This window comes from Arsukibacterium sp., assembly GCF_018402695.1.
GTDB lineage: Bacteria > Pseudomonadota > Gammaproteobacteria > Enterobacterales > Alteromonadaceae > Alishewanella.
Genome location: NZ_JAGYIM010000023.1, coordinates 138,888 through 159,205 on the forward strand (window position 1 = coordinate 138,888; position 20,318 = coordinate 159,205).

The following is a 20,318-nucleotide window of genomic DNA, read 5'->3' on the forward strand; positions in this document are numbered from 1 at the left end:
CATGCGACAGTTATCACATCAGTATGTCTCAGCGGCCAGCTTACGCCAGTTTATCGACGCCCACGGTTTATCCTGTTGCCAGGGGGTGGTGCAGATATTTTCAGGGGCCAGCCTTGAACTTACCGTCCGGCTGCAGTTAGAGCTGAAATGTCAGTTAGCACAGTTCGTACTGATAGGCGCCTCGACGGCAGGCGAGATCTATAACGGCAAGTGTGTAGAGCAGTCCATAATTTTAAACTTCCTGATCTTTGAACAAGTACTCAGGCTGCAGCCCTTCAGTCTGAGCTTAAGCCCGGCCAGCGACCAGCAGCACACAATCGATAAGCTGTTTCCGACAGCGCCAAAAGTGATTATTTTTTTCACGAATGCGTTAGAGACCAGCCCGGAGTCGTTACTGACCAGCTTATATCAGAAGATGCCCGACTGTATTTTTGCCGGTGGTAATGCTGCCGACAACGCCGGCTTTATCGGCACCTTTACCCTGCTGGAAGCCGAAGTTTACCGCAGAGGCCTGGTTGGGGTAGCGTTGTATGGTGATACGCTGCAGGCACTACAACATAAATTTACCGGCTGGCAGGCAATTGGCCAGATGTTTACGGTAACCGCCGCTGAAAACAACATTCTTTATCGCCTGAATGACCAGCCGGTACTGGAGATTTATCAAAAATATCTGGGCAAAGCCGCTGTCAGCGGTCTGCCGAATACGGCAATAGCATTTCCACTGCGGGTGCAACACGGTGAAAAGGTTATTCTCCGGGCGCCGCTAGGTGTAACGCAGGATGGTCACGGCATTATTCTCGCCGGTAATATACATATCGGCGACAGTGTTACCTTCTCGTTTGCTGATATTCACGTGCTGATGCACCAAGTGAAAACATTAATGCAACTCAGCCAGACCGCAGTGGTTATATACTCCTGTGCCGCAAGAAAAGCTTATTTAGGCCAGCACATTGAAGCAGAGATCCACAAGCTGGGAGCTAAAAACCACGCCGCAGGGGGCTTCTTCTATGGCGAATACTGCTCGGCCGGCCAGCAGTTCGACTTGCTTAATCTGTCCACTACCCTGCTGTTATTAGCCGAGCAGGAGTTACCCATTACCCTGCATTTTGACGACACTGAGCAGCAGCCAATAATCCCGTCATCGCTGTACACCCTGGCCCACCTGGCCACAGCAACCGGCAGAGAGCTTAGCGATACCCTGTCTTTGCTGAAGCAGCATCAGCATGCTGTAAATCAATGCTCTATCGTCTCCATCACCGATGCAGAGGGCGTTATTGTCTATGTGAATAAAAAATTCGAGGAGATCAGTGGCTACAATGCCAACGAACTTATCGGTAAAACCCATCAGCTGATCAGACACCCGGCTATGCCGGCAAACGTTTATCAAAAGTTATGGCAAACCATTAAACGTAACCGCACATGGCAGGGGCTTATTCTGAACAAGAAGAAAGATGGCTCGCACTATTACGTAAAAACCGTGATCGTGCCGATACTGGATGAACAGCATAACGTCAGCCGCTATTTAAGTATTCGCAATGACGTTACCGACATTGTCAAAGCCCGCCAAACCATAAAAGTTCAGAATACTGACGCCCTTACCGGCTTACCCAATCGCACCCGGCTTAGTGCCGATGTAAAAAAAGGCCACCTGATACTGTTAGCCGTGTTTGATATCAGAAACTTTAAACTACTGAACGATTTCTGGGGCATTGAACATGGCGACACGGCCATTAAACAGCTGGCCCGGCGTTTTGCCAGGGCCGCCAGCCCGTTAAAATTGCAACTCTACAAGTTTCACGGGGCCAGTTTTGCGCTCAGGCCACTCAGTCAGATGTCACTGCAGCAGTTTACGGAAACATGCGAACAGCTCAGAACCGAAATAGAAGCCACCACGCTGGACATTAACGAGCATGTATTTGATATCAATTTAAGCATTGGCATCGGCGTCTCAAAAACCAGGGCAATAGCACTGGCAGAAAACGCCCTGGTTGAGGCCAAAGCGCATTATTCATCATCGTTAGTCATAAAAACCGAGCAGCAGCTATCCAGTAATGATGCGTATAAATGTATCGAACAGGTGCGAAATGCCCTGAACGAGAACCGGCTTATCGCCTGGTTTCAACGCCTGGCCCCCATCGATAGTACCCGTCAGCATCGTGACAAGTTCGAAGCCCTGGTCAGATTAGACCAGGGCAACGGCGAATTTACTGTGCCGGGCGTGTTTCTCGAACATATCAAAAAAACCAGGCTGTATGGTGCGTTAACCCGCGAAATTATCAATATCGCCTTAACCACTGCCAATACCTTTAATTGTACTATTTCCGTCAATTTATCAATTGAAGACATTCTTGACCGGCAAACGACTGAGTTCATTTTTGATAAACTCAATTTACACAGCGGCAGCCAGATTATTTTTGAAATTACCGAATCCGAGGCGATCAGAGAATTTTCCAGCGTTGCCGAGTTCATCAGAAAAATAAGATCTTATGGTGCCCAGATTGCCATTGACGACTTTGGCAGCGGCTACTCTAACTTTGCCTATCTGGTGGATATTAAGCCTGAATATATCAAAATTGACGGCTCCATTATCAAAGGGGTAGTTGAAAATCAGAATAGCCGGCTGGTAACTAAAAGTATTATCGACATGGCAAAAAACCTGGGCATTAAAACCATCGCCGAATTTGTCAGCTCTATCGATATTTACCAGTGTTTAAAGCAACTCGGGGTAGATATGGTGCAGGGTTATTACATTTCCAAACCGATACCGGCGTCAGAAATTGCCAATAATCAGCGGGCTTATCTGGAGGCTATGTCCTGAGTAATGCAGGTGGTTTTTTACCACTCCGCCACCTGCAGCCGCTGTTTTACGCCGATTACCTGAAACTGCAGGGCGTGAAATACTTCATCAAAATCACGGCAGCCGGTGCTGATATTCGGCAGCGATAAGCCCGCTTCAATAAAAAACCGTTGCTGCTCGGCTTCAGTTTGCCAGGCTTGCTGCCACCAGTCTTTGATCAAAGCGCCCGATGATTTAAGCCGGGCCTGGCTCGGCAGCCTGTCCCGCTTTACCCGGTTTTCCTGCGTGCTGGCGGGCAACAGGTTCCATAAATCGTTATTCGGCCAGTAACTGAATGGTACGCAATGGTCAATATCATAGCTGTATAAACTGCTGCCACTCCAGACACTGCAAACATCCATGCCCTGCAACCGCAATTGCTCAACCTTTTTTCTGACCAGGCCGGTATCATGCTGCCGGTCCAGCCAGCGCAGCTGATTATGGTAAGTATCGAGCGAAATTTGCCGCTGCTGGTTCAGCTCATATTTCTGCATTTCCGCCACCCATTGCTGCACCAGCAAAGGCTCTATCCAGCAGCCGTATTGGCGAAAACAGTTCCACATATCTTCGCGCAGCACAAAGCTGCCAAAGCTGTCTAAAAAGGTTTTATCCAGCAATACTCTGCTTTGCCGCCGGGTTTTACTGCGCAGCATCTCAAACAGGCGGTTTTCTTTATGGCCTTGCCAGATATACGTTACCGGCCCCGCTTTTATGGTATTTAAGGTATCAGCGAACAGTTGCTGCAAAGCAACAGCCTCCTGCCCACTATAAAAGTTGCCAATAGCGAAATCATCCGCCGTTAAATGGCTTAATAAACCCCAGCCATTGGCTTTGACGAACCCCAGGCCTTTAGCCGGGTCAGCGTTTTGCTGAATATCGTTATCCACCAGCCGCTTAAAAAGCCTAATCCAATACAGCGCCACCAGACCAAGCGAAATAGCGACAGTGCCGTCTTGTTTATCGATGACTGCCCCAGGGTGAGCGTCGGCAATTCGCACCAGAGTGCGCAGCAGCGCCAGCTTATAGGTCGACGATTTATTATCGTTTACCACAATATGCCGCACTTTACTCAGGCTGCCACTGCCATCATCGGGCAGTTCCAGCACCAGGGTTTGCCACTCAACTCCGGCTCTGCCGCCGGCATCAGCGGTTATATCACTGACAAAACGCAGCACCAGGCCAAATTGGCTGGCCAGCGCGGCTATTTCATCTACTGACACCGGGTAAGCGGTGCGCTCATCGCTAAAGTCACCAAAGCGCAGGCTTAAAATAAAACGGCCGCCGGGCGCCAATAGGTTAGTGATTTTACGAAACGCCCGCTTGCGCTCAGACGGCACAATATGCATCCATACTGCACTGAGTAAGATGGTATTAAATTGCAGGTTTAACTGATAACAGGCTTTTAGCTCTGGCAGGCTATCTTGCAGCCACTGGACTTTTTCAGTTGTTTTCAGCTGGCCATCCGTTTTTAACTGGCCCAGCCGCAGCAAATCAGCAGCCGGTTCCACCGAAATAACCTGGCAGCCCTGTTCTGCCAGCCACAAGGCATCGCGGCCACTGCCGGCACCAATATCCAGCACCAGTTGCTCTTTTGGCCAATACGGTTGCCAGCAAGCATGCACCTGCTCAAAGCTCAGTGCATCGTACTGGGCAGCAAATAACGCTGCGCCTTGATGGTAGATATCAACGGTTTTGCTCATTACAGTTGGCGAAGGCCCCGACGTGCTTAATTAGTGTGGTTGGTTAGTGTTGTAGCAATAATTGATAAGCCAGGCAATGGCTGTGGTTTGATGTGCCAGGCTATTCTTAATGCACCAAGCAGTTATTTTCTGCTTATCTCAACTTAAAAGGCGCCCAGCGTAATACCAGGCGCTGTTATAGCTTAGCAACCCAGCTCTGTTTTTAACCCACCAACCTGGCCTTCAACCGCCGGTTCTTTGTATGATGGCAAGGCGGGCATGATATTAAGCCCACTACGTCTTTCCACCTCATTTACCGTGACTTCCCGTGGGCAGAAACTTGCTGAGCGGCTCAGGTTCTGGTCCATAATGTAGGCAGACGCCTCAACCCAGCCCCCATTGTCTGTAATCACTACCTTGAAGTAACCAGACGGAATAGTATGGCCTTCATCTGCACGCGGCAACGTACCATAATACCATTCATACAAAGGGCCCGTGACTACATAAACCGCCTCACCGGTGCGGGCCAAATTACGCACAGCAGTCTCCAGCTTGACCCAGGCGCCTTGATTCAGGTTAGCGGATTGCGGTGTGATATTAGATAGATAGTTGGTCATCGGCCAGTAAGCAGTATTACTAAATGCTGCCAGAGGCACCTGATGACCGCGGTCTGTGCCAAGCACGGCAGCAGCATCTGTATAATCTGCCGGCTCCAGCGTATATGCTGAATTAATATTAGGGTCTGCTTTCCATGTCCGGGTGCGGCTAGGCCCATCAATGGTATTTTTAGTAACTTTGTATGCTACCCAATTGGCAAATTTTGTACTGCTATTGTTATGTAGCGTGTAAATTGGCCTTTCAATTGTCTGGCCAGATTTACCGGTTGGGCAGTTGTACGCGCAGTTAGCGGCGCTAGCTGCCGTACAAAATAGTAAACCGGTTAGTGTAAGAGTTAAGTAGGCTATTGTTTTCATCATTATGCTCTTGTTGTTGGACTGCGAGCATCGTGCCCCAGGAAAGTTACAGAGATATGAATAATTTTTGAGCTATGCGGTTAACGTATCTTTTGTGGGACATGGTGGATGGTGGATAACTGGTAAGTGCCAAAACCGGACAAAGATTTTAATTTTGTTATGCCGCATAGTTCATAATCTGATTAAAGCTGAAAGAAGCTTTATGCATAACGTATCTGTTGTAATATGAAATTATTGCGTAATTTAATATGCCAAAATAACGGGTGGATTGTGGAAAACGCTGCAAATATAAACGTAACGATGCCTATGTTTTCTGTGTCAATTGAAGCTCGCCAAATCGACACTATGGCACTAAGGTTTATGAAAAGTGCAATTGCCTCAAAAAAAGCCTACCAAACCATAAATGGTAACTCAGAAAATGAGAATATATTGAGAGAGATGTATGCATCATCTTGCTTAATGCTCTTGGCTGCTGCGTTAGAGGCATTTATTAATGAGATTTATTTAGATCGTGCTGGCAATGTTTGGAATGAACTATCCAATAATTCATCAAAACCTCCAGACCATCAATTCTATAGGGGTTGTGCTCACCCTAAATTTAGAAGCTATCAGCATGGTAAAAAGGGTAGCCAAGGAATAGACCAGCTATCACCCGTAAATAAATATAAATTTTGTGCGGAAATACTTAATGTTCAAGATTCTATAGACACAGAAAATTTTGCAGATTTAGAACTTATTTTTGATATCAGAAATGCATTAATGCATTTTAGCCCGTCTTATGGTGAGCATCGTATGGCACGGCGGAACAAATATAAACTAATCGAACTGATTGGTGAAAGATTCAATGTTGGCGGAGGGGATCCACTTACAAGGGGCTGTCTGCAACTCCCCTGCTTAAATTGGACTTCAGCTACCACAGTAAAACTAATAAACAATTTTTGCTCTTACTTTAGAGTATCCCAATTAAAAAGTGGGTTGTTTTCAAAGCTAGGCAGCGATCATGTGAACTGAGTTCAATCCGGGTTTCTGGGTTGTCTGCTAATCGCTCATAGCGGTCATTGGAAAATTTGTCTCCCAATCCTAAATTCACCAGATTTGTGGGCGGGTAAGCATATTTAGCTTCGCCTTCAAGATCGCCCACCAAACTCCTACAATTTTAAGCAAGACAGGTATACTGCCCACTTTGCTGAATTCACCAAACTCCAGAAGGCGCCATGACTGCCGACAGCCACTACCACCTGCTCATTCCCACCTATCGCAATGACTTTAATACCTGCTTTTACTGCGGCTGTATTGCTGCCGGGCATGACTATGCGCCGCCGCGGCAGTATCTGGAGTTTTACCTGGCGACCCGCGAGCCCAGTGAATTTTTAAAAATACCGGCCTGTAATGAATGCCATGACCACTTAAAAGCCTGCAAGGCCGGCACGCTGGATGAGCGGCACAAGTTTGCCAGAGCTAAACTGGCGAAAAAGTATGAAAAAGCGCTGACTATCTACGATATGTGGACTGAAGACGAGCTGGCCGGGCTGGATTTTAGCTTGCGCCACAGTATTGAAGCCGGTTTAACGCTGGGTGCGGAGACTACTGAACGACTGGCATACCCGGGGTTTGCCTATGAGGCCGCCGGCCAGCAACATAATGTTGAATACCGCGCCCCGCAGGTGTTTGAAGTTTTTGGTGAGCAGTTTGATACGTTTCGGGCTGCGCTGGATTTTGCCAGTAAAGCCTACCGCATACCGAAAAACGCGTTAAAACAAGCCTTTGCCGACAATGAGCATCACTTTGAGCTGGCTATTCAGGCGATGCACAAACAAGTAGCGGAAAAAGAGTTTAACCAGCAGCTGAAACAGCAATGCGCAGCCTTTGCCAAGCAGCATAAACAAGCGGTGATTTTTGTGCATAAACAGGTAGAGCGCTACCTGAGTGAAAACGATGAGATGACCATAACCGAGGCGCTGGCGCATCTTTACCTTACCCGAATAAAGCCGGCCGAAACTGCGCGCCGCTAACCAATAACTGCTAGGCTATAGTGTTCTCAACGTTTGAGAGAGGATGATATGAAATATAGTCCCAAGTTTAAGATCTGGCTGGACCAAAAAGTGTTAATAGCCATGGTAAAGGGCAGCTGGGACCAGCAGGATGCTGAAGACTATTCGCGCGAGTTTAAAGCAGTAGCGATGCCCTTATGTGGAAATGACTGGGCCAATATTACTCTGCTGGAGAGCTGGCAGTTGGGTGCACCCAGTATTGAACCCATTATTATCAGTTTGGTTAACTGGACTATTGAACACGGTTTGCGTTATTCCGCCCATGTTTATCAGCCTAGCACCATTAAAGAATTTCAGCTTGACCTGATGGTAAAGAAAGTTGAAGGCTGCTTTGAAAAGCAACAATTTATGTACCCCGATCAGGCTTTCGAATGGCTTGCCAGCAAAGGCTTTTGTACTGACAACCAACAGAAATTAGCCATTAGTTAACCCTAAAGCCTGCCGCTATGGGTTAAAAATTAGCCGGTTTACTGCGTTGGATCATGCTGAGTTTAGCAGCAGCTGCTATGCTTTAGCTCCCGGTTACAGCGGCAAAGACAGATGAGCCCTACCCCAAAATTTACCTTATGGCGCGAGCAGCGGATTATTCTGGCTAAAGCTAATGGCAGCTGGAGCCGGTTTACTGCCGAAGATTATACCAGCCAGTTTAAAGCGCTGGCGATGCCATTAATTGGCGAAGACTGGGCGCATCTTGTGTATCTGGACAACTGGCAGCTGGGTGCACCGGATATTGAGCCGGTTGTGCAAGACTTGGTACGCTGGTGCCTGCAAAGCGGCCTGCGTTACACCGCCCAGGTGTATTGCCCTAATATGGTTAAGCAGTATCAGCTGAACCGGATGATCATTGACAGCACCAGCCTGTTTGAAAAGCGGGTTTACCCCGACCAGCAAGACGCATTCGCCTGGTTGGCCAGTCTGGGTTATCACAGCCAATGCCAGAACCTGCTGCAAGGCGGCTGATACCTGGCAAAACAAGCCCGGATATTGATCCAGCGCAGCCTGCCAGTAGCATGAAACTGTTAGGCTGCCACTATAAATTAGTTTAACCTAATTAATTAGAGGACAGCGTAATGAGCAATCTGAAAACAGTAACGGTAAATGCCAGTATGGCCGAAGGCTTTGCCATTAGCGGTGAAATTGATGGCCATACCGTGCTGATTGACCAGCCAGTCACAGCCAAAGGCAGCGGCACCGGCCCTACCCCGCTGCAAATGTTGTTATTTGCCATTGGCGGCTGTATTGGCACTATTGGCCGGATAGCCGCGTTTCAGCAGAAAATTAACTTGCGCGGCATGCAGGTAAAAGTAGAGGGCGATTACAACCCGGCGGGGTTGCTGGGCAAAGCCACCGATGACCGGGTAGGATTTACCGAAATACGGATTAGCGCGGTGATTGATGCTGACTTAAGCGATGAGCAAAAAGCCCGGTTCTTAGATGAGGTATGCCAGCGCTGTCCGCTGCATGACAACTTAAGCCATACCAGTACTGTGCTGCATAGTTTGGGATAAACCAGGTTAACCACGCCCTAAAGTGTTTAACCTTTTTTAGTTCGTTGGAACATGCTGCTATGACAGACTTTATGCCTTTTGTTGCCAGTATTACCGCAGTGGTGTTAATCCTGCTGATTGCCGGTTTACTTGGCCTGCGGTTACTTGATTACCAGGCAGATAAACAAATGGTACAAAGGCTGATAGCCAGGCAACCGCAGCAACCCGGCCAGTTTGACCCGGCCATGCTAAACGGTTTGCCTGAGGCTGCCAGACGTTTTTTCCTGTTCTGCATAACACCGGGCACCCCGCTTTATACCGTTGCCGACCTTAGCATGAGCGGCCGGTTTGGCATGGGCAACCACCACAAGCCGGATTATCTGGCGATGCAGGCCAGACAAATTCTGGCGCCGCCAGACGGCTTTATCTGGCAAATGCAGGCCAGACGCAGCCTGCTCAGGGTATCAGGTTCAGACAGCGCCAGCTGGACCCGGTTCTGGCTGCACGAGTTGTTGCCGGTAGCCCGCAACGGTGCCAGCCTGGACCAGCGCCGCTCGGCGTTTGGCCGCTATGTGGCAGAGGCGCTGTTCTGGACCCCGGCCGCCGTTTTACCCGGCCCCGGTATCACCTGGAGCCACCTGACTGACAACAGTGCCCGCCTGACAGTTAACCAGCAGGGTATGAGCCAGTCGGTCGACTTAACGGTAGCAGACAATGGCCAGCCCCTGCTGGTTAGCTTTATGCGCTGGAGCAATGCCAACCCGCAAAAACGCTATACCCTGCAGCCGTTTGGTGGCTATTTATCCGATTTTCGCGACTTTGCGGGTTTTAAGCTACCCTGCCATGTTGAAGCCGGTAATCACTTTGGTACCGCTGATTATTTTGCCTTTTTTGTCGCCGATATACAGCAAATTCGCTGGCCGCAGCACCATAACTAAAACCCTGCCGGTAACATACTGCACCGCCAGGTTTAAAGGCTGATTATTGACCTCTTGTGTTAGCAAACTTGACAAAGTTTGCCATCGCTGCACAATAAGCTGAGATAATAAAAGAGGTGAGCTTATGGCAACCATGAATATATCGCTACCCGATATGATGAAAAGCTGGGTAGAACAACAGGCCGCAACTGGCCGCTACAGCAATACCAGCGATTATATGCGTGACTTAATCCGGCGGGATCAGCAGCGGGCAGCTAAGGTTGCCCATGTGCAGCAATTGGTGGATGAGGGTATTGCCAGCGGCAAGGGCAAGCGCAGTATGGCAGAACTTGAAATGGCCGCGCTGGCTAAACTTGCCCCCTGATTTATGACGTATTTGCTAAGCAAGCAGGCTGAAGAAGATATTATTGATATCTATGTCACTGGTGCTGAGCTATTTGGTTTAATCCAAGCCAAACACTACCATCAACAATTAACGACCATTTTTCAATTTTTGTCTGACAACCCCAAGGCTGCTCCTGTACGGGAGGAAATTATCCCGCAGGTAAGAATACACCCTTTTGGCTCACATATTATTATTTATCAATTAGATGCTGATAATAACGTCTTTGTTATCCGGGTACGACATGCGCATGAAGATTGGTTAAATGACACCTGATATTAAATTAAAAAAGGCGCCATGCTGTTGCATAACGCCCTTTTGTATCCTTTTTAGTCGCACTTTCAGCAACTGGAAACCGGCTTATTTCGCCCCGGGTTCAGCAAAACGGGTTAGCCAGCTTTTTACTTCGTGGTACCAGTAAATAGAATTGTTCGGCTTTAAGATCCAGTGGTTTTCGTCGGGGAAGTATATCATCCGCGATTCAACACCACGGCTTTGCAGGGTGCGGAATAGCTCGAAGCCCTGCCCTACCGGTACCCGTAAGTCCTGCTGGCCGTGGATCACCAGGGTTGGCGTGTTGAAGTTGCCGGCGTAATAGTGCGGCGAAATGCTTTTATAATTATCCGGATTATCCCAGTAACCGCCAAAGCGGGTGGAGTGCACGGCAAAGTCAGCCGCCATTTGCGAGTACATGTTATATACCGCGGCATGAATAAGCAGCGCCTTAAACGGGTGCTCGGTACCCAGCAATATTGAGGTTAAATAGCCGCCATAGCTGGCACCACCGGCCACCATCCGCTCGGTGTCAATCCAGCTCTGGTTTTCAAACCAGTTGGTCGCTGCCTGAATGTCGGCCAGCGGCTTGCTGCGCCAGTCGGGGTTAATGGCATCGGCAAAGTCCTGGCCAAAGCCACTGGAGCCATGAAAGTTGGGCCAGGCCGTAACATAGCCCCAGCTGGCAAAGGTTTGCGAGTTCCAGCGATAGCTGAAGCTGTTGGTAAAGGCATTGTGCGGCCCGCCATGAATAAGCATTAACAACGGGTATTTTTTGCTCTTGTCAAAGCCCGGCGGGTAATGCACCCACATCTGAATATCTTTGCCATCGGCCCCTTTATAACTGACTGACTCGAAGGTGCCCAGCTCGACTTTGCTCAGAATGTCGTCGTTAAAACTGTCGAGCCGGCGGGTATTGCCGTTGCGGCTATCTACACTAACCAGCCGGGCTGGATATAAAAAACTGTCGTTAGTGGCGAACAGGCTGGTGCCGGCCTGTACCGGCTGGCCAAAACTGGTCTCCTGGGTAATAGCGCGCGGCTTGCCGTTGCGGGCGTCGATATAATACAAGCGGCGGGTAGCCGCATCGTCGATACTGGCATAAAAACCACGGCCGTCATCGGCCCAGCGAAAACTACTGACCGAGCGATCCCAGTCACCGGTAACAACCCGGCTGGATTTTTTCGCCAGATCATAAATCATCAGTCGGGCGGTATCGGCATAAAAGCCGTGTATTTGCTGGCGGCTGAACGCCAGGCTTTTGCCGTCGGGGCTGAACTGCGGGTTACTGTCCGGTGCCTGATTGTCTTTGGTCAGGTTTTCGACGGTATCAGAACCCAGCTGGCTTAAGAAAATATCAATTTTGGCATCAACCTGGTTATCCCAGCCGTTGGCGTTAAAGGCCAGATATTGCTCGTTGCTGTCAACATCATAACTGGAGGCGCTTTGGTTCGAGCGCGGCAGCTGCTGGCCCAGCGGCTGGGTTAGCGGCTGCACCTCGTCGCTGTTAGTCACTGAAGCGGTGGCGTTAATCCGGAACAGATGGGCCTGGCGGGCTTCATCCAGATAGCGGTCGAAATGCGAGTATGGCAGCGCATTCCACTGCATAGCCGACACTTTTTTATCTTTATCGGCTTTTAATTGCTCCGCCATCTGCTCCCAGCTTTTATCCGACCAGACCCGGCTGATAAAATACAGGTGCTTACCACGCCACTTCAGGCCCGATACGCCAGTGGGCACCCCGGTCAGGCGCTGCGCTTCACCCGGCTTATCCATGGCCAGCAGATAAATCTGGCCGGCTTCGTCTTTATCGCGCTGGCTGATAAAAGCCAGGGTATTGCCGTCGGGTGAAAACACCGGCTCACTGGCCCGCAGGCCTTCAGCCGTTAACGGCCGCTGCTGTTTGCCATCGGCACTAAACAGCCATAACCGGGTTTGCGCCTTGTCAGTTTTAACATCATAGTTGGTTACCGGCGCGACAATATGCTTGCCGTTGGCTGAGACAACCGGGTTGCCAATTCGCTGAAATTGCCATAAACGCTCGACGCTAAGCCGGCTATCATCGTTATTGTTGTCACTGGCAGATAGCATGCCTGGCAACAGGCACAGCAGCAGGATTAAATACAGGGTTCTCATCGGTGATGCTCCATGATTATTGTTATTGGCGCTATTAAAAATAGCACAGCCAGTAACTTACTGGCTGCTGTTAATGTTAACTTAGCGATAGAACCGTGGAATTTAAGCGCCAAATCAGCGCCTATAGCAGGTTAATGGGCACCTTTAAGTACGTAGTACCATTGGCTTCAGCCGGCGGCAGCTGGCCGGCGCGGATATTGACCTGTACCGACGGCAGTATTAACCGTGGCATGGCCAGGGTGGCATCCCGCGCTTCGCGCCGCTTAACAAAATCAGCCTTACTGACCCCGCCACCAACATGAATATTATGCTGCTTTTGTGCCGCGACAGACGTCAGATACTCGTGATTACGCCCCTCTGGCGGGTAATCGTGGCAGATATACATTTCAGTACTATCGGGTAACGCCAGTAGTTTCTGAATAGAATCGTATAAGGTGGCGGCACTGCCACCGGGGAAGTCACAACGGGCGGTGCCAACATCCGGCATAAACAGGGTATCGCCAACAAAAGCCGCCTGCTCGTTAATAATATAAGCCAGATCGGCCGGGGTATGGCCCGGCAGGTGCAGCGCCCGGATGGTCATTTCGCCGACCTGCAGGGTGTCGCCATCGGCAAACAAGCGGTCGAACTGCGAGCCATTAGGCAGAAATTCTTTTTCCAGATTAAACACGTCTTTAAAAATGGTCTGGACCTGAGTAATTTCAGCGCCAATGGCCACTTTTGCTCCCAGCTTGCTGCGTAAAAACGGTGCCGCCGATAAATGATCAGCATGAGCATGCGTTTCCAGCAGCCACTCCACCTGTAAATTGTGCTGCTTAACATAAGCCAGTATTTGCTCTGCACTGTCAGTGCGGGTGCGGCCGGCTTTGTAGTCAAAGTCCAGCACCGGATCAATAATTACCGCTTTGCGGGTAGCGTTATCAGTAACCACATAACTGAAGGTTTCACTGTCGTTATCTAAAAATGCCTGTACCTGATAGCTCATAATGGTTGCTCCTTGAATGTGGTGCTAAATCATCTAAAAATAAGTGTATACTAATATAGTATAAGCTTATAACAATTTGAAATAACTTTAACTGATTAACCCTATCTGTAAAACCAATTAATGATCTATCAGCCGTATAGTTGGCTTTACAGCGCTAACTGACGCCACTGCTTGCGCGCCAGAAAAGCCGGTGCCTGATGCAGCAACAACAGGACAAATTTATTGGCCAGCCAGGGTTGAATGTTAGCCCATAAACGCGCCGCCATAGCGTCATCCAGGCCGTTAAAAGGCTCGTCCAGCACCACCAGCTGGGGTGAGCGCAGTAATAACCGGGCCAGACACAACCGCCTGGCCTGGCCACCCGACAGCTGCTGGCCGGTATCGCCCAGCCAGCTATCCAGCCCCTGTGGCAACCCCCGCGCCCAGTCAGCCAGTTCAACCAGTGCTAATACCCGCCATAGCTCGGCATCACTTATATCGGTCAGCCCCAGGGTTAAATTGGCATACAGGGTGTCGGCCAATACACTGTTCTGCTGAGTCAGATAGGCACTGTGCTGTTGCATGGCAAACGCATTGGCTGGCGTTACCTGCTGTTGTTCAATGCTGTAGTGACAACGGCCGCCTGTGCTTGCCGCCTCTGCCAGGGTTTCAGCCAGCAGCAAGCCGGCCAGGGTCGATTTACCCCTGCCCGAGCGGCCGCTGACCAGCCACCACGGGTGCTCAGTGCTGAAATCCAGCTGCAATGGCCTGGTCTGACTGGCTGGCAGGCGGGGATGGGCCGCCACCGTAAGCTGCAGATGCTGCCAGGGCGTGGCTGGCAAAGCCGCGGGCACAGCCACGGCGGGTAGTTGCTGCTGCGCCAGTGGGTACAATCGCCCGGCGGCAAAACGGGTTCTGCCAAGCGTGCTTAACTGGCCGGGCAGTAACTGCAGTAATTCGCCCAGCGCAAATACCGCCAGCACCAGCAGCACGGCGACCGGCGCACTTAGCAAGCCCGCGTTAAAGCCCGCCAGGGCAAGTAGTGCTGCTAATACCACCTGCACACTGTGCAGGGCATTTACCGCCAACTGGGCATTTGCCTGCTGGCGGGCGATCTGCTGCTGTAGCTGGCCAAGTGTATGGCTGAACTGCAGCAGTGCTTGCTGCTGATGCCCCTGCAAGCGGGCGGCTCTGAGCTCTGGCAATCCTTGCAGATGGTTGATGACAGCCAGCCGGGCCTGATTAAACGCTGCCGCCAGTTGCTGACTAAGCGGCTGCTGATAGCAGATTAACAAGCTGAAGATAATGCCGCAGCCCAATAAGCATAACAGCAGCAATAACAACGCCGCCGGCCCGGACCAGATACTGATCACGGCGCTTAGCAGCAATAAGCTCAGTAGTGCCGTTAGCGGTGGCAGTAGCAGGCGCAGCAGCAGACTATCCAGGCTGTCCAGATCTGCTGTCAGCCGGCTGAGCCAGTCGGCATTAGTTTGCTCGGCCATTGCCGTCGGGCTGAGGCTGGCCAGCCCCTGAAACAACTGCTGGCGCACCAGTGCCAGTTGCCGCAGCACTGAATCGTGGTTGTACAGCCGCTCCAGATAACGGCTGACGGTGCGGCCCAACGCGAAAAAGCGGATACCACTGCCGGGTAAATACACATCCAGCGCCAACATGGCGCCTGCCGCAACACTGATCCCGGCCAGCGCGGTAGCAGTAATAAACCAGCCCGACAAGCCCAGCAATGCCAGGCCAAAAGCCGCCGTGGCGAATGCCAGCAGCACGCCGGTTAGTATTCGCCGGCGCTGCTGCCATAGCAGTTGTTTACTCCAGTAGGCCAGCGCACCGGCTTTGGCCTGGCGCTTGTCAGTGGCTGAGTTGGTGTTTACGACTTCAGGCTTCATGCTGCACCTGCTCTAATGCTGTTGCTGTGGTTAACTCAGGTGCTGTGTCTGTCGTTGCCGCAGTAAGCTGCCAATGCTGATCGGCCAGCGCCTTAAGCGCCGGGTCGTGGCTGACGATAATCAGCATGGTTTTCGGCTTTAGCTCGTTGCAGCACATTAATCACAATATCCCGGCTCTGGTTATCTAAGCTGGCAGTGGGTTCATCCAGCAACACCACCGCCGTTGGCGCTAACAACACCCGGGCCAGTTGCAGCCGTTGCAGCTGACCACCGGATAAGCCCCTGCCCCTGCTCGCCTATCTGGCGGTATAAACCGCTTTCTGCTATCAGCTCAGCCAGGCCAAGCTCACTAAGCACCTGGCGCATTTGCGGCTCTGTCGCCTCAGGCGCCAGCAAGCGCAGGTTATCAGCCCAGCTGCCGGCAATCAGCCATGGCTGCTGTGGCAGGTAAGCCATAACCTGGCTCGCCAGCGGCTGCTGGTTTAAGCTGGCACTGCCGCTGCAGGCAGGCAACAGGCCTGCCAGCGTCTGCAAAATAGTAGTTTTGCCCAGCCCCGAGCTGCCACTGATCAGTAAACACTGACCGGTATGCAGCCTGGCGTTTAAACCGGCCTGCAGCCGGGCCGCACCCGGATAGCCTACGGCTAGCTGACTAATCAGCAATTGCTGAACCATTGGTGCTGCCGTTGTTGTGGTGGTTGCCGTATCTGCTGCAGCAGGTTGAAAGTCGCTGCGGCTAAGCAGTGGCGCTAACTGGTTAGCCGCGGCCAGCGCTGCTGCTTTGTCATGGTAAAACTGGGCAAAACTGCGCAGCGGCTGAAAAACTCCGGCGCCAGCAGCAAAATAAATAAGCCGGAAAACAAGGTTAGCCCCGCCGCCGGGCCCCAGTTAATTGCCCCTAACAAACCAAAGCCGATATACAGCGCAACACTGGCAATGGCCACGCTGCTGAAAAACTCCAGTACGGCTGAGGATAAAAACGCGACTTTCAGGGTGCGCATCACCACCTGGCGGTACTGATCACTGCGACTGGCCACTTCAGCCCGGCTGGCAGCCACCGCCTGCAGTCGTTTAATGGTGGCAAGCTGGCGAATCCGATCTAAAAAATGGCCAGCCAGACGCTGGCGTAATAAAAAATGGCGCTGATTAAGCTGTTCAGCCCCCATGCCAACCAATGCCATAAACAGCGGGATCAGCGGCGCACTGCATAGCAACAGCAGCCCGGCCAGCCAATCGGTATAAAATACCGCCAGCAGGATCAGCAACGGCGCCAGCACCGTTAAATATTGCTGCGGCCAGTAACGGGCTAAATAGCCATCGAAGGCGTCAACATCTTCCAGCCACTGGCTGGCTAATGCGCCAGGTGATTGCTGTGCCAGCTGATACACCGGACGATGCTGCCAGCTTTGCAGCAAGGCCCGGCGCAGCGCTTGCCGGCCAGCCGCGCTGGCATTGCTGGCCAGTAACTCCTGGGCGCGCAGTAACACTAAACGCAGTAATATCACCGCCACTAACGCCGCCAGTATTACCGGCGACACGCTAACACCCGGGGTGGCCAGCAGCCCCTGATACAACAGGGTACACAGTAAATACCACTGGCCAACTAAACCCGCTGTCGCCAGCGCACCACAGGCTACGGCCAGCCGCAGCCGACTTTGCTGCTGCCGGCTGATAAAGCGCAGCAGCTCTGGCCCACTGGCAAATTCAGCTGCCATAGCGGCCATACCAGGCAAAACAGTTAATGATAACCGCCTGCTTTAACTTTGCCGCTGAAAATCCAGTAAGTCCAGGCGGTATAGGCCAGCACTATTGGTATCACAAACAGGAAGCCCAACAGCAGGAATAACTGCGACTCAAAGGCTGATGCGGCATCGTACAGGGTGTAATTTGGCGGCACCATATAAGGCCATTTGCTGGCTAACAAACCCAGGTAAGTAAACAGAAACAAACCCATGGTGGCGACAAACGGCATGCCTTCCTGGCCTTTTCGCAAGGCTTTGAAAATTAGCATAAGCACAGTACAACGCCAGCACCGGCAATAACCAGATAGCACTGAAGCCGCTGAACCAGCGTTCTTTAACATAGGGGTCAACAAAGGGCGTGTAAACGCTGATAATAGCAAATACCACCAGCACCATTAACAATAAACGTGGCGCCAGTTTGTATGCCCACTGCTGCACTTCACCTTCTGATTTCATAATCAGCCAGGTGGCGCCTAACAGCGCATAGCCGGCAACCAGGCCCAGGCCGGTGATCACGGTAAAGGGGGTGAGCCAGTCCAGCGCCCCACCAACATAACGGAAGTTCTCGGTCTCAAAGCCCTGAATATAAGCGCCAACTACCGCGCCCTGGGCAAAAGCAGCCACAGTCGAGCCGCCGGCAAAGGCCCAGTTCCACAGGTACTTTGAGGTTTTCGCTTTAAAGCGAAACTCAAACGCGACCCCGCGGAAAATCAAGCCCGCCAGCAGTAAAAATACCCCGATGTACAAGGCCGGTAAAAACACTGAGTACACCAGCGGGAAGGCGGCCAGCAGGCCGGCACCACCGAGCACCAGCCAGGTTTCATTGCCGTCCCATACCGGGGCGACCGAGTTCATCATCACATCGCGGTGATGCTCGTCAGGGGCAAACGGGAACAAGATGCCCTGGCCCAAATCGAAACCATCCATCAGCACATACATCATTACCCCAAAGGCAATAATACCGGCCCAGATTAATGTTAAATCAAATGGCTGTTCCATTAGTTGTCTCCTTCTTCCAGGCTGGCATGGGCGGCAGAAAAAGGCCGCTTCGGACGTTCAAACTCTTGCTGCTCGTGCGGCCGGTTGGCTTTTTCAATACCCCCGCGGAATACTTTCAGCAGGTAATAGACCCCGGCACTGAATACCAGGGCATACACCACGATGTAGCCAATCAGGGTAAACAACGCCATACCGCCAGTCAGCGAGGGCGTTAAGCCTTCGGCATGGGTCATCTGCTGATAAATCAACCAGGGCGCCCGGCCTGACTCCGTTACCACCCACCCTGCCAGCACCGCGATAAAGGGGCTTAAGCTCATCAGGCGCAGACCTTGCAAAAAGCTGCGGCTATGTTGATATTTGCCTTTGTAACGCAACAACAAGCCCCAGATAGCAAACACCACCATTAATAAGCCCATGGCGACCATAATGCGGAACGACCAGAACACAATAAACACCGGCGGTTGCATCTCAGGCGCCACTTCGTTCAAGCCCGGCACTTCACCGTCCCAGTCGTGGGTAAGCACATAACTGGCCAGCTTTGGAATTTTCACTTCAAAATGATTGGTTTGCGCCTGCTGATCCGGAATAGCAAACAGCAGCAGCGGCACGCCGGTGTCGGTTTGCCAGTTGCCTTCCATTGCCGCTACTTTCATCGGCTGATGCTTTAAGGTATTTAAGCCGTGAAAATCACCGACCACCACCTGCAACGGTGCCAGAATTAACAGCATCCATAAGGCAATCGACAGCGCTTTGCGGTTAGTGGCGAATTCGCGTTTCTGCAGAATAAACCAGGCACTGACCCCGGCCACCACTAACGCCGCCGTTAAAAATGATGCCAGCGCCATGTGGACGAAGCGGTAAGCAAATGAAGCGGTAAACAGTGCATCGGCCCATGACACCACATGATACATGCCGTTACGCAGCTCCAGGCCATCCGGGGTTTGCATTAACGAATTGGCCGACAAAATCCAGAACGAGGAAATGAAGGTCCCCAGTGCGACCATAATGGCGGCAAATAAGTGCACACCCTGCGGCACTTTATCGCGGCCAAACAGCAGTACCCCTAAAAATGCGGCTTCCAGGAAAAAGGCGGTGACCACTTCATAACTGAGTACCGGCCCGAGGAAGTTAGCGGTAGCATAAGAAAAGTTACTCCAGTTAGTACCAAACTGAAACGACATCACGATACCCGATACCACGCCCATGCCAAATACCACGGCAAACACCTGGATCCAGAATTTCGATAATTTTTGCCATAAAGGGTTTCCGGTTTTAAACGATAGTGCCTCCAGCACGGCAATAAAGCTGGCCAGGCCAATGGTAAAAACCGGAAAAATGGCGTGAAAACACACCACAAACGCAAACTGAATGCGTGAGAGCAATAGCGGGTCGAGTTCCATATCTACTCCTGAGTAAAGCAATAACCAATAATTGGTAGTTATAGTATAACAATAGTAATTTATATTTTTCTTATATAATGATGCGGCATATTGACGCAGATCAGCTTTTGCAGCAATTGAGCAGTCGCTATTGGGCGTAAGCCGGACTATCCTCAATAAGTAATGACTAATTTATAAGGTAGCATATGAAAAGCAATGTTGGTGGGATAGATAAAGTCATCCGGATTATTGCCGGCGTGGTGTTAATTGCCCTGGCTGCAACCGGTACTATTGGGTTGTGGGGCTGGATAGGTGTAGTGCCTTTGCTGACAGGATTATTTAATTTTTGCCCGCTGTATAGCGTGCTGGGTATTAAAACCTGTAAGTTATAACCCGGGCCGGCAACCCGGGACCTGTTGCTAACTCAGGTGGCTGAGTGTGGTGGCCACCATATTAGCAAAACCTCATGTTTAGCAATTTACCTTAACCTAATGTTCTAACAAACCCTCTGGTTTTTGCTTGCGAAACCTGGCAGTAGCGTATAGATTAATTAGAATATGCTTATTTGATATAGATA

20 protein-coding genes and 1 pseudogene are annotated in these 20,318 nt (G+C 51.0%); 10 read left to right on the forward strand and 11 right to left on the reverse strand.

Annotation, left to right across the window (positions count from 1 at the left end):
* Position 1: 1 nt before the first annotated feature.
* Entirely contained in the window at positions 2-2,818 is a 2,817-nt protein-coding gene (locus KG631_RS15705) for an EAL domain-containing protein (RefSeq protein WP_214000603.1), read from the forward strand.
* Between the two features lie 17 nt (positions 2,819-2,835).
* Here KG631_RS15705 and KG631_RS15710 read toward each other — a convergent pair whose 3' ends face one another.
* Together KG631_RS15710 and KG631_RS15715 are read right to left on the reverse strand one after the other, a co-directional pair.
* Positions 2,836-4,536 carry a class I SAM-dependent methyltransferase gene (locus tag KG631_RS15710; protein WP_214000604.1) on the reverse strand — a complete coding sequence of 567 codons (1,701 nt, stop codon included), beginning with the start codon at positions 4,534-4,536 and terminating at the stop codon, positions 2,836-2,838.
* A gap of 182 nt (positions 4,537-4,718) precedes the next feature.
* Positions 4,719-5,492, reverse strand: a complete 774-nt coding sequence (locus KG631_RS15715) for a DNA/RNA non-specific endonuclease (protein ID WP_214000605.1) — start codon at positions 5,490-5,492, stop codon at positions 4,719-4,721.
* 267 nt (positions 5,493-5,759) lie between these two features.
* On the opposite strand from KG631_RS15715, the gene KG631_RS15720 reads away from it, so the two are divergent.
* The 8 genes from KG631_RS15720 to KG631_RS15755 all read left to right on the forward strand — a co-directional run bounded on the left by KG631_RS15720 (position 5,760) and on the right by KG631_RS15755 (position 10,623).
* On the forward strand, positions 5,760-6,500 hold the full coding sequence (locus KG631_RS15720; RefSeq protein ID WP_214000606.1) for a hypothetical protein: 741 nt from the start codon (positions 5,760-5,762) through the stop codon (positions 6,498-6,500).
* 203 nt (positions 6,501-6,703) lie between these two features.
* Positions 6,704-7,501 carry a hypothetical protein gene (locus KG631_RS15725; RefSeq protein WP_214000607.1) on the forward strand — a complete coding sequence of 266 codons (798 nt, stop codon included), beginning with the start codon at positions 6,704-6,706 and terminating at the stop codon, positions 7,499-7,501.
* A 48-nt stretch (positions 7,502-7,549) separates the two neighbouring features.
* Positions 7,550-7,969 (forward strand): hypothetical protein, encoded by a 420-nt coding sequence (locus tag KG631_RS15730; RefSeq protein WP_214000608.1) that lies wholly within the window; start codon positions 7,550-7,552, stop codon positions 7,967-7,969.
* A 111-nt stretch (positions 7,970-8,080) separates the two neighbouring features.
* Positions 8,081-8,500, forward strand: coding sequence for a hypothetical protein (locus KG631_RS15735; protein ID WP_214000609.1), 420 nt, complete (start codon positions 8,081-8,083; stop codon positions 8,498-8,500).
* Between the two features lie 110 nt (positions 8,501-8,610).
* Entirely contained in the window at positions 8,611-9,048 is a 438-nt protein-coding gene (locus KG631_RS15740; protein ID WP_214000610.1) for an OsmC family protein, read from the forward strand.
* A gap of 59 nt (positions 9,049-9,107) precedes the next feature.
* Positions 9,108-9,965 (forward strand): DUF6544 family protein, encoded by an 858-nt coding sequence (locus KG631_RS15745; protein WP_301003909.1) that lies wholly within the window; start codon positions 9,108-9,110, stop codon positions 9,963-9,965.
* 124 nt (positions 9,966-10,089) lie between these two features.
* Entirely contained in the window at positions 10,090-10,329 is a 240-nt protein-coding gene (locus KG631_RS15750) for a type II toxin-antitoxin system ParD family antitoxin (protein ID WP_214000611.1), read from the forward strand.
* A gap of 3 nt (positions 10,330-10,332) precedes the next feature.
* Positions 10,333-10,623 (forward strand): type II toxin-antitoxin system RelE/ParE family toxin, encoded by a 291-nt coding sequence (locus KG631_RS15755; RefSeq protein WP_214000612.1) that lies wholly within the window; start codon positions 10,333-10,335, stop codon positions 10,621-10,623.
* A gap of 84 nt (positions 10,624-10,707) precedes the next feature.
* Here the strand turns inward: KG631_RS15755 and KG631_RS15760 are convergent, their stop codons facing one another.
* From KG631_RS15760 to KG631_RS15800, 9 genes and pseudogenes are all read right to left on the reverse strand, one after another.
* Entirely contained in the window at positions 10,708-12,756 is a 2,049-nt protein-coding gene (locus KG631_RS15760) for a S9 family peptidase (RefSeq protein ID WP_214000613.1), read from the reverse strand.
* A 121-nt stretch (positions 12,757-12,877) separates the two neighbouring features.
* A complete protein-coding gene (locus KG631_RS15765; protein ID WP_214000614.1) occupies positions 12,878-13,741 on the reverse strand; it encodes an MBL fold metallo-hydrolase in 864 nt (287 codons plus the stop codon).
* Positions 13,742-13,887: 146 nt separating this feature from the next.
* Positions 13,888-15,621: an ATP-binding cassette domain-containing protein gene (locus KG631_RS15770; RefSeq protein WP_214000615.1), complete on the reverse strand. Its 1,734-nt coding sequence runs from the start codon at positions 15,619-15,621 to the stop codon at positions 13,888-13,890.
* Entirely contained in the window at positions 15,611-15,748 is a 138-nt protein-coding gene (locus KG631_RS15775; protein ID WP_214000616.1) for a hypothetical protein, read from the reverse strand. The genes KG631_RS15770 and KG631_RS15775 overlap by 11 nt, the downstream gene beginning before the upstream one ends.
* A complete protein-coding gene (locus KG631_RS15780; protein ID WP_214000637.1) occupies positions 15,714-15,884 on the reverse strand; it encodes a hypothetical protein in 171 nt (56 codons plus the stop codon). Before KG631_RS15780 ends, KG631_RS15775 begins: the two co-directional genes overlap by 35 nt.
* Positions 15,823-16,296 carry an ATP-binding cassette domain-containing protein gene (locus KG631_RS15785; RefSeq protein WP_214000617.1) on the reverse strand — a complete coding sequence of 158 codons (474 nt, stop codon included), beginning with the start codon at positions 16,294-16,296 and terminating at the stop codon, positions 15,823-15,825. The genes KG631_RS15780 and KG631_RS15785 overlap by 62 nt, the downstream gene beginning before the upstream one ends.
* A gap of 74 nt (positions 16,297-16,370) precedes the next feature.
* Positions 16,371-17,336, reverse strand: coding sequence for an ABC transporter transmembrane domain-containing protein (locus tag KG631_RS15790; protein WP_214000618.1), 966 nt, complete (start codon positions 17,334-17,336; stop codon positions 16,371-16,373).
* A 23-nt stretch (positions 17,337-17,359) separates the two neighbouring features.
* Positions 17,360-18,290, reverse strand: a pseudogene (gene cydB, locus KG631_RS15795) (cytochrome d ubiquinol oxidase subunit II).
* A gap of 71 nt (positions 18,291-18,361) precedes the next feature.
* Complete coding sequence (locus tag KG631_RS15800) at positions 18,362-19,762, reverse strand: cytochrome ubiquinol oxidase subunit I (protein ID WP_214000619.1); 1,401 nt, start codon at positions 19,760-19,762, stop codon at positions 18,362-18,364.
* 185 nt (positions 19,763-19,947) lie between these two features.
* Here KG631_RS15800 and KG631_RS15805 point away from each other — a divergent pair, with 185 nt between their 5' ends.
* A complete protein-coding gene (locus tag KG631_RS15805; protein ID WP_214000620.1) occupies positions 19,948-20,133 on the forward strand; it encodes a DUF2892 domain-containing protein in 186 nt (61 codons plus the stop codon).
* Positions 20,134-20,318 lie beyond the last annotated feature (185 nt).

Excerpts from the sequence above, each read along its gene's own strand:
- KG631_RS15790 (WP_214000618.1), bottom strand. The coding sequence starts at position 17,336 with ATGGCAGCTGAATTTGCCAGTGGGCCAGAGCTGCTGCGCTTTATCAGC.
- KG631_RS15765 (WP_214000614.1), bottom strand. The coding sequence starts at position 13,741 with ATGAGCTATCAGGTACAGGCATTTTTAGATAACGACAGTGAAACCTTC.
- KG631_RS15715 (WP_214000605.1), bottom strand. The coding sequence starts at position 5,492 with ATGATGAAAACAATAGCCTACTTAACTCTTACACTAACCGGTTTACTA.
- KG631_RS15750 (WP_214000611.1), top strand. The coding sequence starts at position 10,090 with ATGGCAACCATGAATATATCGCTACCCGATATGATGAAAAGCTGGGTA.
- KG631_RS15770 (WP_214000615.1), bottom strand. The coding sequence starts at position 15,621 with ATGAAGCCTGAAGTCGTAAACACCAACTCAGCCACTGACAAGCGCCAG.
- KG631_RS15745 (WP_301003909.1), top strand. The coding sequence starts at position 9,108 with ATGACAGACTTTATGCCTTTTGTTGCCAGTATTACCGCAGTGGTGTTA.
- KG631_RS15755 (WP_214000612.1), top strand. The coding sequence starts at position 10,333 with ATGACGTATTTGCTAAGCAAGCAGGCTGAAGAAGATATTATTGATATC.
- KG631_RS15800 (WP_214000619.1), bottom strand. The coding sequence starts at position 19,762 with ATGGAACTCGACCCGCTATTGCTCTCACGCATTCAGTTTGCGTTTGTG.
- KG631_RS15785 (WP_214000617.1), bottom strand. The coding sequence starts at position 16,296 with ATGGTTCAGCAATTGCTGATTAGTCAGCTAGCCGTAGGCTATCCGGGT.
- KG631_RS15710 (WP_214000604.1), bottom strand. The coding sequence starts at position 4,536 with ATGAGCAAAACCGTTGATATCTACCATCAAGGCGCAGCGTTATTTGCT.
- KG631_RS15705 (WP_214000603.1), top strand. The coding sequence starts at position 2 with ATGCGACAGTTATCACATCAGTATGTCTCAGCGGCCAGCTTACGCCAG.
- KG631_RS15730 (WP_214000608.1), top strand. The coding sequence starts at position 7,550 with ATGAAATATAGTCCCAAGTTTAAGATCTGGCTGGACCAAAAAGTGTTA.
- KG631_RS15760 (WP_214000613.1), bottom strand. The coding sequence starts at position 12,756 with ATGAGAACCCTGTATTTAATCCTGCTGCTGTGCCTGTTGCCAGGCATG.
- KG631_RS15735 (WP_214000609.1), top strand. The coding sequence starts at position 8,081 with ATGAGCCCTACCCCAAAATTTACCTTATGGCGCGAGCAGCGGATTATT.
- KG631_RS15740 (WP_214000610.1), top strand. The coding sequence starts at position 8,611 with ATGAGCAATCTGAAAACAGTAACGGTAAATGCCAGTATGGCCGAAGGC.
- KG631_RS15805 (WP_214000620.1), top strand. The coding sequence starts at position 19,948 with ATGAAAAGCAATGTTGGTGGGATAGATAAAGTCATCCGGATTATTGCC.
- KG631_RS15725 (WP_214000607.1), top strand. The coding sequence starts at position 6,704 with ATGACTGCCGACAGCCACTACCACCTGCTCATTCCCACCTATCGCAAT.
- KG631_RS15775 (WP_214000616.1), bottom strand. The coding sequence starts at position 15,748 with ATGCTGATTATCGTCAGCCACGACCCGGCGCTTAAGGCGCTGGCCGAT.